The sequence below is a fragment of the Boudabousia tangfeifanii genome, assembly GCF_001856685.1.
GTDB classification, from domain to species: domain Bacteria; phylum Actinomycetota; class Actinomycetes; order Actinomycetales; family Actinomycetaceae; genus Boudabousia; species Boudabousia tangfeifanii.
Genome location: NZ_CP017812.1, coordinates 1,999,388 through 2,017,027, shown reverse-complemented (window position 1 = coordinate 2,017,027; position 17,640 = coordinate 1,999,388). Strand labels below are relative to the sequence as shown.

Genomic DNA, 17,640 nt, shown 5'->3' with positions numbered 1-17,640 from the left:
CGACATGACAATGAACCACCAAGATGCCCAGGTAAACGAAACCGAGGAGACGATTGTCCACCCAGACAATCAATACCGCGGCAACGTAAAGCCTTTGCTAGAAATCAAAAATCTGGATATTGAGTTCCGCTCTTCCACTGGTGTGGTCCCTGCGGTCCGCAAAGCCAACCTGACTATTTACCCTGGCCAAACCGTGGCTATCGTAGGTGAATCCGGTTCGGGTAAGTCCACCACGGCAGCAGCGGTTAACGGCCTTCTGCCGGGCACCGGTAAGGTCGTGGGCGGCAAGATTCTGTTCGACGGCCGCGATATCACGCACGCCAGCGAAAAAGAATTCATCGAGCTGCGCGGCTCCCAGATTGGCAAGGTGCCTCAGGACCCCATGTCCAACCTGAACCCAGTGTGGACCATTGGTTTCCAGGTAGCCGAAGCGCTTAAGGCCAACAATGTGACCGGTGAAGGCAAGACCTTCGATAAGGTCACCAAGTTGTTGGAAGAAGCGGGTCTACCTGATGCAGCTCGTCGCGCCAAGCAGTACCCCCACGAGTTCTCCGGCGGTATGCGTCAGCGTGCTCTGATCGCTATTGGTATGGCCGCAAATCCGAAGTTGTTGATTGCGGACGAACCGACCTCGGCCTTGGACGTGACTGTGCAGCGCACCATCCTCGACCACCTAGCCACGTTGACCCGCGATCACAACACGGCTGTGCTGTTCATTACTCACGACCTTGGTTTGGCTGCCGAGCGCGCTGAACACCTAGTGGTAATGCACCGTGGTCGCGTCGTCGAGTCCGGTCCTTCCCTAGAAATCTTGCGCGACCCGAAGCACCCGTACACCAAGCGTTTGGTGCAGGCAGCTCCTTCGCTGGCATCCCAGCGCATCCAGTCAGCTCATGCCGCCGGCATCCAGCTGGCCGAGGACGAACGTATCGGCGCTGGCATGGGTTCGGTTTCCAAAGAAAATATTGTTGAGATTCAGCACCTTTCCAAGGTCTTCGAAATTCGCGGTGCCAAGGGTAAGAACAAGCACCTCAAAGCCGTCGATGACGTTTCCTTCAACCTCCGCCGCGGCACCACCCTGGCGGTAGTGGGTGAATCCGGTTCCGGTAAATCCACCGTCGCGAACATGGTTCTGGGTCTGCTAAAGCCCACCTCGGGCAAGATCTTCTTTAACGGGGAAGAAACCTCCACCATGTCCAAGCGCGACCTATTCAATATGCGTCGCAAGATGCAGGTGGTGTTCCAGAACCCGTACGGTTCCCTAGACCCGATGTACTCGATTTACCGTTGCATCGAAGAACCGTTGAAGGTCCACAAGGTGGGTAATCGCTCCGAGCGCGAAAAGCGTGTTGCTGAGCTTTTGGACCAGGTTTCCTTGCCGAAGTCGGCGATGCGTCGTTACCCGAACGAACTCTCCGGCGGTCAGCGTCAGCGTGTGGCGATCGCTCGTGCTTTGGCCTTGAACCCAGAACTGATTGTTTTGGACGAGGCCGTTAGCGCCCTCGACGTGCTGGTGCAGGACCAGATTTTGGAAATCCTTAACGACCTGCAAGCCCAACTAGGCTTGTCCTACCTATTCATTACTCACGACCTTGCGGTAGTTCGTCAGATCGCTGACGACGTGGTGGTAATGGAATCAGGCAAGTTGGTTGAGGCTGGCCCGAGTGATGACATCTTCGCTAACCCGAGGCAAGCTTACACTCGCGATCTAATCGAAGCCGTCCCTGGAGCCGGCTTGCTATAACCGAAAACCTGGCGGCACTCCTCACCAAATGCCGCCAATGTCTCAAGCGCTAACCGCTAGTGGCACTTGAGATGGTTGAACCCCGTGGCGATTACCTCCCGCCGCGGGGTTCGCGCTGTCATTGAGACGCAGGGGGGAGCTAGCTTTAGCTGGGGCGTGACCTAGTGGCCTTTTTAGCGAAAACGGTAGCGGTTCTGTGGTGGCATGGTTTGTTTCACGCTGCGAGGGAAAAGGCACAAACTGGTTAAGAAAAATGAAAACGGCTGATACGCTTAAGCCATGCCCCAGATCAGAACCAGCAGACCAGATCGCGCCAATTGGCGGCGCTACTTGGTGCGCTTCTCGAAAGCGTTAGCTGGTTTCCTTGGCACCTGGCTACTTTGGTACGCGGCTGTCACCACGAAACTTGGGCAAGCTGTGGACGAGTTTTCCATGGATAGCGCCACCCATCTGAAAGATGATTTTCGTGGATTTGACGAGTCAGTCCTATGGCTAGTCTCCGGTTGGACTATTGGTGTCATCGGGGTGTTTGTGGCCGTGGTGGCACTTTGGCGCAGGCGCTGGCTTTTGGGCGTGCGTGCCGGTCTTGAAATCGGCTTGACGATTGGTAGCGTGCAACTGCTCAAACACTTCATTTTTTATCGTCCCGCCCTATCGATTACCTACGCCCTGAAAAACTCCTTACCTTCTGGGCATACGGCTGCGGCGGCTGCCGTGGCAGTGGCGCTAGTGATGGTAGTTAATCGTTCCTGGCGCTCGACGGCCGCTTTGGTAGGGACATTATGGGTATCGCTGGTAGGGATTGCCACCGTAGTCAATGGGTGGCATCGACTAGCTGATGTGCTAGCTGCCATCATGATCGCTGGCGCTTGGGGCATGCTGCTCTCACCCCTAGAAGATACAGACGCGAACCGACGCTCCAACTTTGACCAAAAACTCCAAATGGTACTTGGCTGGGTCGGCTGGATCCTTGCCCTCGTTGGCCTACTTGCCATGAGCTACGTCCTGTGGGAAATCAACTCCTTCCTGCCCTTGGCAGGCGATAAAAACCTTGTGCACGCCATCGAGTACTTGGCGCAAGGATGCAACCATGCTCGTTTCGTGGCTCAAATTGGGATCGCTGCCTCGGTTGGCGGGCTGACCACCCTGGTACTGCGAGCCATCGATAAGCTAGTGCGATAGCGAATTTTTAGCTATCGACCAAGGGTGAATAGCATTTCCACTCTCAAAAGTAAGCATTCTTTAGTAAACACTCTTTTGGCGATGGCAAACTCCTCAGAGGCTACCAGACCTGTGGATGCAACTGGGATGAAATAAAGCCAATCACTTTAAGGGAAAACTGGGAAAGCCCAAGCTGAAACTGGACCAACGTCCCAAAGTTAAACACACTATCTAGTGATTGGTGGCAACACGCAACACTAGATAGTGTGTTTTGGGTGCGTTTAGGGGCAAGATGTTGATTGGCGCAAATAGCCGATAAAAAACAAGACCATAAAACCCAAGGAAGTGTCATGTCCCTAGACATTAACGCCCCGAAAACCACTCCCGACCTCGATACGAAAGCCACCCCAGCCCGTGTGCTAGTGGACCCGATTACCACCATTAACGAATATTTAGACCGTAGTGATTGGCGAGTCAACGCCAACGCCAACCAAGGCTACAGTCTCGGCGGCATGATGCTAAACACCTCCGGGAAAATGGTCGCTAACTATTGGCTCGAAGAAATCTATCCGCCAGCGGCCGGCCGTGCCCACCGCGAAGGCGACCTGCACATTCACGACCTCGACATGTTCGCCGGATACTGTGCCGGCTGGTCCCTCAAAGACCTACTCCAGCAGGGTTTCAACGGCGTCCCAGGGGCCATCGCTGCCGGGCCCGCCAAACATTTCTCCTCCGCAGTGGGGCAAATCGTCAACTTCCTGGGCACCCTCCAAAATGAGTGGGCGGGCGCGCAAGCCTTCTCCAGCTTCGACACCTACATGGCCCCCTTCGTGCGCCTCGACCAACTTGACTACCAGCAGGTTAAACAGCACCTGCAAGAACTCATTTTTAACCTTAACGTCCCCTCCCGTTGGGGCACCCAAACTCCCTTCACTAACCTCACCTTCGACTGGACCTGTCCAGCCGACCTGGCCGAACAATACCCGCTGATTGGCGGCGAAGTCTGCGATTTCACCTACGGGCAGTTGCAGCCAGAAATGGACCTGATTAACCGCGCCTTCATGGAAGTAATGACCGAGGGTGATGCTGACGGGCGCGTTTTCACCTTCCCCATCCCCACCTACAACATCACCCGCGATTTCGACTGGGACAGCGAAAACGCCGACCGGCTGTTCGAAATGACCGCCAAATACGGGCTGCCCTACTTCCAAAACTTTATTAACTCCGAACTTGACCCCGGCATGATCCGTTCCATGTGCTGCCGCCTCCAACTCGACCTGCGCGAACTGTTAAAACGCGGCAATGGCCTCTTCGGCTCGGCCGAACAAACCGGCTCCATCGGGGTGGTTACCATTAACATGGCGCGCCTCGGCTACCTGCACGCCGGCGACTTGGACGGGTTGCGCACCGCCCTCGGCCAGCTAATTGACCTAGCCGCCCAAACCCTAGAACTTAAGCGTGAAGTCATTTCCCACCACATGGAAACTGGACTGTTCCCCTTCACCAAACGCTACCTGGGCACCCTCGATAATCACTTTTCCACCATCGGGGTGAACGGCATGAACGAAATGGTGCGCAATTTCAGTGGGGACGAGTACGACATTACCGATCCTCGTGGCCACCAAATGTGTGTGGAACTGCTCGACTACATTCGTGACGAAATGGTGCGTCTACAAAACGAAACCGGGCACATGTACAACCTGGAAGCTACCCCCGCGGAAGGCACCACTTACCGTTTTGCCAAGGAAGATCGCCGCCGCTTCCCGGATATTTTGCAGGCCGGCACCGATACGAACCCTTATTACACGAACTCTTCACAACTTCCCGTGGGCTTTACCGATGACCCCTTCGAAGCGCAGGAGCGGCAGGAAGAACTGCAGACCAAATACACTGGCGGCACCGTGATTCACTTGTATCTGAACCAGCGAGTCTCGGACGCGCAGGCGTGTAAAGAATTGGTGCGGCGTTCATTGACCGCTTTCCGGTCCCCTTATATTACGATCACTCCGACTTTCTCGATTTGCCCGAACCACGGCTATTTGGCTGGTGAACACCATACTTGTCCGCAGTGTGCGGCTGCGCGTGGCAGTGAGGCGGAGCCGGTTTACTGTGAGGTTTGGACCCGCGTGATGGGCTACTTCCGTCCCGTTTCCTCGTTCAATATTGGTAAGCAGGGCGAGTACCGTCAGCGTTTGCCGTTCACCGAGGCTGCTGCTTTCGCCCACGGGCCGGTGGTGTCGCACCTTGGCGCCTAAAGCTGCCAGGGTTTTGCTAGCCGAGGACGCCTCGAGGTTAGAGATCGCCGGCTTGACCAAATGCTCGATGGTGGATTGGCCGGGCAAATTGGTGGCGACGGTTTTTGCCCAGGGGTGTCCTTGGCGTTGCTATTACTGTCATAACAATGGGATCTGGGATCCGCGCATGCCGGGCCAAGTGCCATGGTCTCAAGTGCAAGAGCTACTGGCTAAACGCCAGGGTTTGCTTGATGGGGTGGTGTTTTCGGGTGGTGAGCCTTGCCGACAAGGTCCCGCACTGATCGCCGCAATTAAAGAGGTGCGCGCCCAAGGTTTTCGGGTGGGTTTGCATACCGCCGGGGCCTATCCGCGACTATTGGCGACTTTGCTTGACCAGGGGCTGGTGGATTGGGTCGGCCTCGACCTGAAAGCTTTTCCGGGGTGTTACCCGGCGCTCACTAAAGTGGCGAACTCTGGAGAAAAGGCTTGGGAGTCGGCCCGAATTTTGGCGGCTAGCGGCTTGGACGCTGAAGTGCGACTTACTTTGACCCCAGAACTTTTGGGGCAAGAGGTGGAGATTGCACAGCGGGCTTCTCAGCTCGGTTTTCGGGTTTTTGCCTTGCAAAAGGTGCGTGCCGAGGGCGCTCCCTTGCCGGTGGTGCAACGTTTGATGGCAAATCGAAATTGGGATGCGGACTTTGCTCGCGCCGCTGACGCTTTGAGCCGGGTGGGGCGTAACTGGTTTACGGATTTGGAGATTCGTAGCTAGCTATTTGGTGCGCACGCTTAGAAAATTCGGGTATTGTAGGCAGAAGATAAATATCCCTGTTGCCTTATACAAGGAGCAAGTAGTGAGCAACCAGCAAGATTTTGAACAGATTGCCCGGGCGGCAGCTGACCCGAATGTGGATTTGGAATATTTGCGTTCGATCGCTGCCTCTTACCCCGGTTTGCGTCCGACGATTGCGCTGAATCCAGCTGCTTATGATGAACTTTTGACTTGGCTTGGTTCGTTGCGTGATCCGGCGGTAGATGCGGCTTTGGCGGCACGCCGGGCTGGTCACACTGGGGCTACTGCGGCAGGTACTGTTGCGGGTGCTGCTAGCGCTGGCCACTATGCTCCACAGACTCAGACGGGTGCCCCTGCGGGTGCTGCTGCTGGCGCTTCGGTCGCCGGCGGGGCGGGAGTTTCGGGCACTGCTGGAAGCGCCGGGGTTGCTGGGGAAGCGGGAGCTGGTAGCGCTGGCGCCGGTTTCCAACCAATGCCTTTTGAACAGGTTGCTGGTGGCGCGGGAGTGGCTGCGGCTGCTGCTGGGGCTGCCGGAAATTACAACCCCGAGCAGGGTGAGGGCGAATCTAAGAAGAAGGTTTGGCTGATCATCCTGTTGGTATTGTTGGCGATTGCCTTGGTGCTTGGCCTGCTATTCGCGTTCTTACGTGGTTCTGGTTCACAGGGCACCGATTCTGATGCGGGCGGCGTTAAGCCGGCCGCTACCGCCACCCCGAATGAGGACGAGAACGCGGTAACTAAGGAAGAGCCAACGATTGCGGTTGAGACCGAGGACGAAACCCCAGAGGCCAGCCCCGAACCAACCCAGGAAGCTCCAGATCGTTTCCCCGCACCGGCTGACGCGAAGGAAATCCCAGGTTTTATTTCTCCTTCCCAGAACATTGGCTGCTACATCAACAACGATCAGGCTTATTGTTCGATTGTGACCCGCGATTACGCGAAGGAAGGCGCGGGCGCATGTGTTGGTGTCTTCGGTATGAAGGTCACTAAGGATGGCGACGCCCAACAGACTTGTGACGATCCGGCAAAGGGTCAGATCCACGATGGTCTTCCCACTTTGGACTACGGTAGCTCTTCCAAGATTGGCCACTTTGCGTGCTCGATGGAACGCTCGGGCGTTACTTGCTGGAACATGCAAACTGGTAAAGAGTTCTCGATGCGCCGAGCCGATTTCTCTAGCGGTCAGCGCTAAACGGGAAACATTATGAGCTACGATTTGCCTTCCACTTCGCCCCACACGGGTTCGCTCTACCGGGTTTCGAATGATTCTCGGATGCGCGATTTCCGTGGTGATTTGGCGAGTTTCACCACCGAAAATATTGCGGCACTGTTGAGCCCAGCCGCGCAGGACGCCCTCGAACTTGGGCTGATTGAGCCTGCCAAGCTGGAATTGCGTTCGCTGACGCGCGGTGCTCCGGCTCGTTTGGCGGCGTTGGTGCGCCTGTTTATGTTGGGCGATGTGGTGCCGTGGCAGCAGGTGGCGGATGCGCTGCCTCGCACGGGCGTCAACTTTCTGTTGGAGTCTGGCCTGGCGGTTTCGCCCTCGGAAGATAGCGTGCAGTCCCGTTTCGATTTGCGTCCGATTAGCGTGGACCTTGATGGGCATAAGCGGGAATACTGGATCACTTCCGATTTGGGTGAGGAAATTACCGGCAAACCGTTGCTTCCAGATCATGTGCTGGGGGTGGGTGGAGCCACCTTGTCGTTGCTGCGTTTAACTCCCCGCAAGCAGGTTGGCTTGGCCGTGGACTTGGGTTGCGGTTGTGGGATTCAGGCGATTGTGGCGGCTCGTCACGCCAAGAACGTGATTGCTACCGATATTTCGGCACGCGCCCTTGATTTGACGGCTTTCAATGCGGCTTTGAATTCGGTGTTCATCGAGCTGCGTTTGGGTAGCATGTTGGAGCCTTTGAAGGGCGAAAAGATTGACTTGTTGGTGTCGAATCCACCGTTCGTGATTAACCCGGCTGCGGGTATCGAGGACGAGGAAAAGATCATGCAGTACCGCGACGGCGGTATGGCTGATGACGACATTGTTTCTGGTCTGGTCAAGGGCCTGCCGAGCGTGCTCGCCCCCGGCGGGATGGCCGTCATGTTGGGCAACTGGCTATTGTCGGATGCCCCGTGGGAAGATCGCCCAGCCAGCTGGGTGGATCCGAAGTTGGATGCGATTGTGCTGCAGCGTGAGACTTTCTCGCCCGCCCAGTACGCCAACTTGTGGCTGCGTGATGGTGGCATTAATCCGCGCCAGAACCCGGGTCGTTTCAATGTACGTTTGACCGAGTACTTGATGTATTTCGAGGCCAAGTCCAGCCCGGGGGTGGGCTTTGGCTATTTGGCTTTCCAGAAGCCGGCAGTTGAGATTAGCCCGGATGACACTTGGCAACAGTTTGAGAAACTGCCGGATGGGCGTCCGCCCTCGGGCCAAGATGTAGAGAACTTCTTTGCAGCCGCTAACTATTGTCGTGGGCAGGAAACCCCGTTGGCGCTTTCGGATGAGAAGTTCGAGGTGCAGCCTGATGTTACCGAGGAGCGTTTCTATCGTCCCGGTGAAGAGGACCCAGCGGTGATTCAGTTGCGTTCGGGTCGGACCGGCCAGACGATGCCGGTTGGACAGTATTTCGCGGCCTTCTATGGGGCTTGCGATGGGGAACTGACTGCTGCCCAGATTACGGTGGCACTTTCCGAGCTTTTGGGGGCCGATGTTCCCGCCTTGGCAGCCGAATTGGAATTGCCGATTCGAATCGCTTTGGGCAGTGGCTATCTGAAAGTTCCACAGACTTAATTGTTCACAAACTTGACTCGCGACTTTTTGCGGGGCAAGGTTTGTACGATAGAGTGAAGACAATATTAACCAATCTAGGATGGGCAAGGAAAGAATCTTGGCAAACAAACTTGTGATCGTCGAGTCTCCCGCCAAAGCGCGCACCATTGGCACTTTCTTGGGTAAAGATTTCACCGTAGAAGCGTCGATTGGGCACATTCGTGACTTGCCCCAGCCGTCCGAACTGCCGGCCACCATGAAGAAGGGGCCGTATGGCAAGTTCGCGGTGGATGTTAATGACGGTTTCAAACCCTACTATGTGGTTGACCCGGATAAGAAGAAGCTAGTCACCGCTTTGAAGAAGGCGTTGAAGGAAGCTGACGAACTCTATCTGGCCACTGATGAGGACCGCGAAGGGGAAGCGATTGCGTGGCACTTGCTGGAGGTATTGAAGCCGAAGGTGCCAGTTAAGCGCATGGTGTTCCACGAAATTACTAAGGAAGCGATTGGTCGCGCCTTGGATAATCCGCGGGATCTGGACACGAACCTGGTGGATGCCCAGGAAACTCGCCGCATTTTGGACCGCCTAGTTGGCTATGAAGTTTCCCCACTGTTGTGGCGCAAGGTCGGTGCCGGCTTGTCGGCAGGGCGTGTGCAGTCGGTGGCTACCCGTTTGGTGGTGGACCGGGAACGCGAACGCATGGCTTTCAAGTCGGCAAACTACTGGGATGTTTCGGCAGATTTGTTGCCACAGTCGGGCCCTGATGCGGGAAGCCTATTTACTGCTCGATTGACCGCTTTGGGCGATCATCGCGTGGCCACTAGCCGTGACTTTAACGATGCGGGCGAATTGCGTCCTGCTTCGCAAAAGCAGTCGGTGGTGCATTTGGGTGAGGCTGCCGCGAAAGCGATTGCGGATGCTTTGGCTGGCGCTCCGGCGAAGGTCTCTGGTTTGGAGACGAAGGAATCGCAGCGTCGTCCGTTACCACCGTTCACCACTTCTACTTTGCAGCAGGAGGCTTCTCGTAAGCTGCGCATGAGTGCGCGCGATACGATGCGCACTGCTCAAACTTTGTACGAAAACGGTTTCATTACCTACATGCGTACTGACTCGACGGATTTGTCGACTCAAGCAATTTCGGCGGCCCGTAGTCAGGCGGCTGAACTGTATGGCGCGGACCATGTGCCGGCTAACCCGAACCATTACGGGAAGAAGGCGAAGGGTGCGCAGGAAGCCCACGAAGCTATTCGCCCAGCGGGTGACAATTTCCGTCGCCCCACCGAGGTGAAGGGGCAGCTAACTGGCGCCCAGTTTGCTTTGTATGACTTGATTTGGAAGCGCACGGTGGCTTCGCAAATGAAACCGGCGACCGTGCAGACGGCCACGCTCAGCGTGCAAGCACCTTTGGGTGACTTGTCCGCCGTTTTGGGGGCCGAGGACGCCCTCGGTGTGCAGGCACAGGATGTCCAGGCAACTTTGAGCGCTTCGGGCACTATCGTGACCTTCAAGGGCTTCTTGGCCGCCTATGAGGAAGGCCGGGATGAGGAAGAGCGTCCTAAGGCCAATGGGGATACTCGTTTGCCGCAGGTCAGTGCCGGTGACGCGTTGGAGACTGATTCGGCGCAGGCTAATGGCCACGACACGAACCCGCCAGCTCGTTACACGGAAGCTTCTTTGGTGAAGAAGCTGGAAGAGTTGGGGATTGGCCGCCCGTCGACTTATGCTGCCACGATTTCGGTGATTATGGATCGTGGTTATGTGGAGCGTCGCGGCCAGGCGCTGATTCCGTCTTGGTTGGCGTTCTCGGTGACTCGCTTGTTGGAAGATAACCTGGGTGGTTTGGTCGATTATGACTTCACTGCTTCGATGGAACGCGACCTGGACTTGATTGCTTCGGGTGAGCTTAACGGCCCCGACTGGTTGGGTGCTTTCTACCTAGGCGAGGGCGACTTGCCGGTGACTAAGGCACTGCCGGGCGGTTTGCAACGTGAAGTTGAGGATTTGGGTGAGATTGACGCTCGTGCATTGAACTCGATGGAAGTTGGCGAGGGCGTGAATGTGCGCGTGGGCCGCTACGGACCTTACTTGGAGAAGGCTGATGGTTCGAGGGCGTCCGTCCCGAATGGGGTGGCTCCTGACGAGTTGACTGCCGAAATGATTGCCGAGATTTTTGCCCAGAATGCGGACGATGGTCGCGAGTTGGGTGTGGATCCAGCAACCGGGCACATGATTGTGGCGAAGAATGGTCGCTATGGACCGTACGTGACTGAAATTTTGCCGGAAGAACCGGAAGAGGCTGCTCCAGCCGAGGGCGAAAAGAAGCCGGCGAAGGGTCGCAAGAAGGCTAAGCCGAAGCCGCGTACTGCCTCGATCTTTAAGACGATGGACTTGTCCACGGTTACTTTGGAACAGGCCTTGCAGTTGATGTCTTTGCCGCGCGTGGTTGGCAAGGACCCTGCCGATGGGGAAGAGATTACCGCCCAGAATGGTCGCTTTGGTCCTTACTTGAAGAAGGGAAGCGACTCGCGTTCCTTGGAGAATGAGGAGCAGTTGCTGACGATCACGCTGGATGAGGCTTTGGCGATTTATGCTCAGCCGAAGACCCGAGGACGTCGCGCCGCGGTACCACCATTGCGCGAGTTCGGGGAAGACCCAGTTAGCGGTAAACCAGTGAAGATTAAGGACGGTCGTTTCGGGCCCTACATTACCGACGGGGTCACCAATATTACGGTGCCCAAGTCAGAAACGGTTGAAGGGATTACCGAGGAACGTGCCTTCGAACTCTTAGCAGAAAAGCGTGCCAAGGGTCCAGCTAAGAAGCGCACTACCCGTAAGACCACCACGAAGAAAACTACCGCCAAGAAGAGCACGGCCAAAAAGACCGCTACTAAAAAGACGGCCACGAAAAAAGCCGAGTAAACAAGCGCTAACTAAAAGTGGTGGGTAGGTTCGATCTGAACCTACCCACCACTTCTTGGTTGGTCTTACTTTTGGGGTTTAGCTTTCGCTAAGAGACTTTGCGGCAAGGTGGCTAAAGATCGCAAGCGATAGCAAGATACTGCCCATGATCTCTAGATGTAGGGCCTGCACCATGTTAGCCAAATACATGACGGGGGTGCCCACCACGGCATGCTGGCCTTGCTGCTCGAAACCCCATTGAGCCAAATAAGGCAGCAAGACCGCACCCAAGATGGACAGAACATAAAACCCAACTGCCCAAAGTACGGTTTTCTTCGACAAGTTCTGCAAGCTATTCGCGGTAAACATCATTAACCCCTTTAACTAAAAAGTGTGAGCGGCACTGCATTTAACTAAAGTTTATCGCTTTCCTCTTTTTTTGCTTGCTGTTTAGAGAAAACAGTTTTTGGGACGGGGTGGCGGGACGGTTCTGTTTTATCGTGTGGGTGTCCGTGGCATTGCAGCTGCTTGGGTTTTGAAATGGTCTTTTGTCCTATCTGGTTAGTATGCAAGTAAAACGTTTTGATAACAGATTGTTAAAGTCAAGGAATTGGTGGAGCGTTTGGGTTGTGGCCGAGGTTACGTGTGGATAAAGTTTCGCCTCGTGACGGTCATTTTGTGACTGTTGTGGTTTTGGTCAGCCGCCCTCGGTATTGGGGACGACATTACAGATATAGGTGAAACTATGAGAGTTTGGCACAAACTGGTGGCAGTGACGATCCCTGCCGCAATGTCTTTGGTTGGTTTGAATGCGGTTGCTGGGGTTGCCCAGGCTGCACCTTCGGATTACCCGTTCGTTCCTCACTTTGCTGACGTGCAGGCGAACACTGATCACGCTTGGGCGATTACTTGGATGGTTGACCAGGGGATTACTTCTGGTTGGGCTGACGGTACTTTCCGTCCTACCGCGAAGATTTCGCGTGAAGCTATGGCGGCTTTTGTGCGTCGTTTCATGCATGCTCAGCCGTCGTCTGATCGTAACTGCTTTAAGGATATTTCTTGGAGCCAGTTTGCTGGCGATATTTGTTGGATGAAGGAGCAGGGGATTACCTCCGGTTGGCCGGATGGAACCTACCGTCCAGGTGAGTTGATTTCTCGTGAGGCCATGGCTGCTTTCATGCATCGTTTGTCGCGCGATACTGCCGAACTAAAGTTGGATGAGGTTAAGAATTTTAAGGACGTTCCGACCTCGGCCCAGTTCTATCGCGACATCATGTGGATGCGTTCGCGCGGCTTGTCCAATGGTTGGTCGGATAATACCTACCGTCCACACATGCCGGTCGGACGTGACGCTACTGCTGTTTTCTTCTTCAACTTGAATAAGCACTTCGGTCACTTACGAGTTGATAAGGAGACTTTGCGTCTACTCAACAGCTTGGCAGTAAAGGGGCGAGCACCGAAGACTGGTTACTCGCGCGAAATGTTCGGCCAGCGCTGGTTCGATGCTGACCGCAATGGTTGCGATACTCGTAATGACATTCTTCGTCGCGACCTGACACGAGTAACTTTCAAGCCTAATACCAAGAATTGTGTGGTTCTCACTGGTCACTTGGCCGATCCGTACACGGGTAAGGGCATTGATTTCCAGCGCGGTCAGGATACTTCTTCGAAGGTTCAGATTGACCACGTGGTTGCCTTGTCGAATGCTTGGCAGACTGGTGCCCAGTTGCTTTCCGAGGACGTTCGCCAAGAGTTCGCCAACGATCCTTTGAACCTCCTTGCAGTCGATGGCCCAGCAAACCAGCAGAAGGGCGACGGTGACGCTGCTACTTGGTTGCCAGCCAATAAGGCTTTCCGTTGCTCTTATGTGGCACGACAGATCGCAGTTAAAGCCAAGTACAACTTGTGGGTGACCCAGCCTGAAAAGGAAGCCATGCTACGAGTGGTTAACAACTGTAAGTCGGCACCGCTTCCAATTGCGAAGCCCAAGCCAAAGCCTGCTCCTAAACCGGCACCAAAGCCCGCGCCCAAGCCGGCACCAAAGCCGAAGCCGGTACCCAAGCCAGTGCCAGTGCCGAAGCCTGCTCCCAAGCCGGCACCTAAGCCCGCGCCAAAGCCAGCTCCGCGGCCTGCGCCAAAGCCCAAGCCGGCCCCCAAGCCAGCCCCGGTTTACTTCAAGAACTGCCGATCCGCATGGAAAGCAGGGAAAGCCCCACTTTACAAGGGACAGCCTGGCTACCGTCCAGGTCTAGATGGTGATCGTGACGGTGTAGCTTGTGAGCGTCGCCCACGAGGCCTCTAACTCAACTGAAGATAACTGAATCTATTTCAAGGGGTCCCAACCAAAATCGAGGTTGGGACCCCTTGCTGTATCTGAATAGGGTTTTGAATTGGTCTTTTGTCCTACGTGATTATGATGTGATAACCACGATTTGGTAACAGAATGTTAAAGTTTGTTTTTTGCATGATTTTGGGGTTGTCGCTTATTTAACTGCTCGATAAAGTTTCGCTAGCGCTAACAAAGTAGCGCCCGACACATCTTATTTTGGTTGAAAGGTGTTCTTAATGAAACGAATCAGTACCAAGCTGGTGGGAGTTGCATCGCTCGTCGCGATGGCATTAACACTCGTTACTCCACTAATTGGGGTCGCTCCAGTCGCAAATGCAGCTGATGATGACGGTGTACCCCAACATCTCAACATTGATGGCAAAGATTACCAACTCGTATTCAATGATGAGTTCAACGGTACCAAATTAGACAGTAGTAAATGGGAACTTGGTAAAGACGTTGTTGACTCAACCTATAATCAGAATAGTTTTTATAACAATATTACGATCCCAAACAATCAACAAAAATCTACAGTTTATTTAGAAGATGGACAATTGCATCTTCACTCAATAAAAAACCAGAATAAGTCGAATAAAGATTTTTACGACAGAGTTGCCAAAGTAATCAGCCCATTCTTAAAATCTAAAGCTGCTTTTAGATATGGGTATTTGGAGATCGGGGTCAACTTTCCCCGTACTAACGGGGTTTCCTCGTTTTATGGACTTCGAAAAGCAGAGCGTGAGGGAACTGATGACTCGAAAGGATTCATTTTTACCCAAGCTGCCCAGTATGGTGGGGAACCAGAAATAACGAGTGGCGTTATTTCGGATTATGGTATGCGAATGGAAATAACCTCCGATGATACAGTTCGCAATAAAGACTATGACTCAAATTTTTTTGACAAAATTTTATGGAGTAAGGAAGGAATAAAATTTTCACTTGTTCGTAATGACGAGTTTGTTGAGTCGACAGGTAGTGGAAGTGCCTTTATTCCCTCATCTGCCAATACAAATTTTTTCCATAATTTTTATACATATGGTGATGAAGATATAGTGATCGATAGTAAATGGGGATATAACGTTTATGATCGGTTCTATAGTCGTGCTCGATTAGAGAATCCGATGCTTCCATTCGATACTCATCGTAATATTTTTCTCACATCTGGGTTCACCCCGCATGCAATCGTGAGTGACGAATCCCCTGATATCAATAAAATTTCAAATGAAGATTCTGAACTTGTTATCGACTATGTTCGTTTTTATCAGACGAAGGAGCAGATTCAGGGGTCGTCTAGTCTGAAGGTTTATTTCCGAGAGTCGTCCTTGTATGAAGATCTTGATCCTGTCGATGTGAAAATGGGAACCAAGTTAGGAGACCTGCCTACACCGAAAGTATTAGATGGTTATGAATTCCGAGGATGGTTCTATGATAGTGAACTAACTCATCGAGTATCACCAAATGATGTTCCGTCTGTAGATATTGAACTTTACGCTTTGATGCATCGTTTGGGTAAAGTTAACATACCTAAACCTTCGGTTGTTGATCCTTGTGGAGTAAATAACGCATATTGGGATCTCAAATCTATAGAAGCCCCAAAGGTTTATGATTTAGATTCTGCTTATTCTCCAGAGGACCCAAGGGCGGATAGGATTGACGCCTATGAAATCAAAACAGAGGGTAAAGGAGTTTTGCTTGTAGCTGCTCAGAACTATGTCTTCGAAAATGGACAAAAAGAAGTGAGAATAAAGCCGCCTCTTGATTCTGGAAGACTTTGTTTGGAAATCCCGAAAAATCCAAAAGCTATCTGTAGATCTTTTTGGGATAGTAAGTGGGTATTCCCAGAGGATAACCGTTATTTATGGACTAAAGATGATACATATCATCGAGCTTTTGTTGCCGCAAATAAAGGATATCAATTTGCGAATGGGCGAGATAAATTAACCTATTTAATGAAAGATTGGTGTGTTAAAGAGATTCCGATTCCCAAGAGCCCGAGTGTGAAGGATCCGTGTGGTCCAGATAATGCACGCTGGGATGTGCCAAAAAATGACAGCCAAATTGTTTGGAAACAGGAAAATGGACATCTGATCGCAACTGCTAAAGAGGGTTACCTTTTTAGCAATGAAAAAGAACAGATCGACTTTGGTGTTGCCAAGGATTCGGGTAAGGCTTGTGTGAAGACTGTTGCTTTGCCTGAGGTTCCTGGTGTGAATGATCCTTGTGGGGCTGGTAATGCTTCTTGGGTTTTGCCTAAGGATTCGGCTCAGTTGGCTTGGTCTTTGGTTGATGGTCGTTTGGTGGTTAAGGCTAAGCCTGGTTTCCAGTTTGCTGGTGGTAAGTCTACCCACGACTTTGGTGTTGCCAAGGATTCGGGTAAGGCTTGTCCCGTCAAGGTGGTTGAATTGAAGACCTTGCCAGTGGTCAAGAATGCAGGTTTCAAGGATGTGGCTCCAAACATGCAGTTCTCTGGTGAAATCGCTTGGGCCAAGAAGACCCGCGTTTCCACTGGTTGGGCCGATGGCACCTTCCGTCCGCTGGCAGACGTGCAGCGTCAAGCTGTTGCCGCCTTCTTGTACCGTCTATCCGGCAGCCCAAAGGTTAAGGTTCCGGCCAAGGGTCCATTCAAGGACGTTCCTGCCAACCACCAGTTCGCTAAGGCTCTAACCTGGGCCAAGCAGACCGGCATTATGACTGGTTGGGGTGATGGCACCGCTCGTGGCGACAGCACCATCGACCGTAACGCCATGGCCGCCTTCCTTCACCGTTTTGCCCTCAAGTTCCCCAAGGCAGTAGCTCCAGGACTGGGTGAACTAGACGGGGTTGTCTCCGAAAAGTCGAAGCTAGTTGACACCTCCAGCGACCTATTTGAGAAAGACATCCGCTGGATGGAACGCGCCAAGATCACCACTGGTTACCCTGCAGCAAAGGGACGGGAATACCGTCCATTAGGCAAGCTACACCGCGACGCCATGATCGCGTTCCTCTATCGCTTGCAGAACAACCAGATTGTCACTCGCTGAAGCGACAAACAAAACCTCAAACCCAGCTGGGGATAAACTCCTAGCAGGAGTTGAGAAAACCTAACCTTGTGGGGGTGGGGATCGTCAGATCCCCACCCCCACAAGCGTCCTCGGCCAGCAAAGGCAACGAACGGTACCTAAGACGCCCTTTTAGCGCATCGTCCTCGGCCAGCAAAAAAGTGGGGGTGGTAAAATCAAAGTCCACCGATGATAGCCTGCCAACCCATTACGGGAGGCTACGAAAACAAAGGGGGAGCACAATGTCGACGAAGAAAAGTTCGGGTGCCATGCGAAAACTGGGAAAGACCGCAGCCGCACAAATGGCAATCAATGTGGCCACGGACCCGGAAAAACTCTCCAACGTGTGGAATTTCGTGAACGCCAATGACCGAGTCGTCAACGCTCCCAAAAAACTTTCCGAAAGTTTCGCTCGTGGCCGCGACCGTCGCATTGTTGCGGTAGAAAAATTGCTGGACGAGGTCGAAAACACCCTCGGTGGGCCCGCACCTAAAGCTTTCGACCCGAACCAGGTGGATGGTTGGCGAACCCAACTGGAAAAGCTACGCCTGGCGGTACCGCTCGCCAAAGTGGCCACCGGGCGGCAACAAACCAAACAGGTTAAAGCCCTTAAAAAGAGCGCGGCCAAACTACTCGACGAGGTTTTCGGGGCAATCACCGCAAAGCCGTAGCGGGCACGTC

At 53.5% G+C, this 17,640-nt stretch carries 11 protein-coding genes; 10 read left to right on the top strand and 1 reads right to left on the bottom strand.

Going from position 1 to position 17,640, the window contains the following annotated elements:
- Nucleotides 1-4: 4 nt before the first annotated feature.
- From BK816_RS08250 to topA, 7 genes are all read left to right on the top strand, one after another.
- Nucleotides 5-1,744, top strand: a complete 1,740-nt coding sequence (locus BK816_RS08250; RefSeq protein WP_170299680.1) for a dipeptide ABC transporter ATP-binding protein — start codon at nucleotides 5-7, stop codon at nucleotides 1,742-1,744.
- Nucleotides 1,745-2,023: 279 nt separating this feature from the next.
- On the top strand, nucleotides 2,024-2,926 hold the full coding sequence (locus BK816_RS08245; RefSeq protein ID WP_071164734.1) for a phosphatase PAP2 family protein: 903 nt from the start codon (nucleotides 2,024-2,026) through the stop codon (nucleotides 2,924-2,926).
- 329 nt (nucleotides 2,927-3,255) lie between these two features.
- Entirely contained in the window at nucleotides 3,256-5,160 is a 1,905-nt protein-coding gene (locus BK816_RS08240) for a ribonucleoside triphosphate reductase (protein WP_083379183.1), read from the top strand.
- A complete protein-coding gene (locus BK816_RS08235; protein WP_236842325.1) occupies nucleotides 5,150-5,908 on the top strand; it encodes an anaerobic ribonucleoside-triphosphate reductase activating protein in 759 nt (252 codons plus the stop codon). Before BK816_RS08240 ends, BK816_RS08235 begins: the two co-directional genes overlap by 11 nt.
- An 82-nt stretch (nucleotides 5,909-5,990) precedes the next feature.
- The gene (locus tag BK816_RS08230; RefSeq protein WP_071164733.1) at nucleotides 5,991-7,121 is read left to right on the top strand and encodes a variant leucine-rich repeat-containing protein; all 1,131 of its coding nucleotides are present in this window, start codon (nucleotides 5,991-5,993) and stop codon (nucleotides 7,119-7,121) included.
- A gap of 12 nt (nucleotides 7,122-7,133) precedes the next feature.
- Nucleotides 7,134-8,714: a DUF7059 domain-containing protein gene (locus BK816_RS08225; protein ID WP_083379182.1), complete on the top strand. Its 1,581-nt coding sequence runs from the start codon at nucleotides 7,134-7,136 to the stop codon at nucleotides 8,712-8,714.
- 97 nt (nucleotides 8,715-8,811) lie between these two features.
- A complete protein-coding gene (gene topA / locus BK816_RS08220) occupies nucleotides 8,812-11,613 on the top strand; it encodes a type I DNA topoisomerase (protein ID WP_071164732.1) in 2,802 nt (933 codons plus the stop codon).
- A gap of 78 nt (nucleotides 11,614-11,691) precedes the next feature.
- On the opposite strand, the gene BK816_RS08215 is transcribed toward topA, so the two are convergent.
- The gene (locus BK816_RS08215) at nucleotides 11,692-11,964 is read right to left on the bottom strand and encodes a hypothetical protein (protein ID WP_156982023.1); all 273 of its coding nucleotides are present in this window, start codon (nucleotides 11,962-11,964) and stop codon (nucleotides 11,692-11,694) included.
- 373 nt (nucleotides 11,965-12,337) lie between these two features.
- On the opposite strand from BK816_RS08215, the gene BK816_RS09845 reads away from it, so the two are divergent.
- The 3 genes from BK816_RS09845 to BK816_RS08200 all read left to right on the top strand — a co-directional run bounded on the left by BK816_RS09845 (nucleotide 12,338) and on the right by BK816_RS08200 (nucleotide 17,630).
- A complete protein-coding gene (locus BK816_RS09845) occupies nucleotides 12,338-13,894 on the top strand; it encodes an S-layer homology domain-containing protein (protein WP_083379181.1) in 1,557 nt (518 codons plus the stop codon).
- A gap of 263 nt (nucleotides 13,895-14,157) precedes the next feature.
- Entirely contained in the window at nucleotides 14,158-16,941 is a 2,784-nt protein-coding gene (locus BK816_RS08205) for an S-layer homology domain-containing protein (RefSeq protein ID WP_071164730.1), read from the top strand.
- A 260-nt stretch (nucleotides 16,942-17,201) separates the two neighbouring features.
- Nucleotides 17,202-17,630: a hypothetical protein gene (locus tag BK816_RS08200; protein ID WP_071164729.1), complete on the top strand. Its 429-nt coding sequence runs from the start codon at nucleotides 17,202-17,204 to the stop codon at nucleotides 17,628-17,630.
- Nucleotides 17,631-17,640 lie beyond the last annotated feature (10 nt).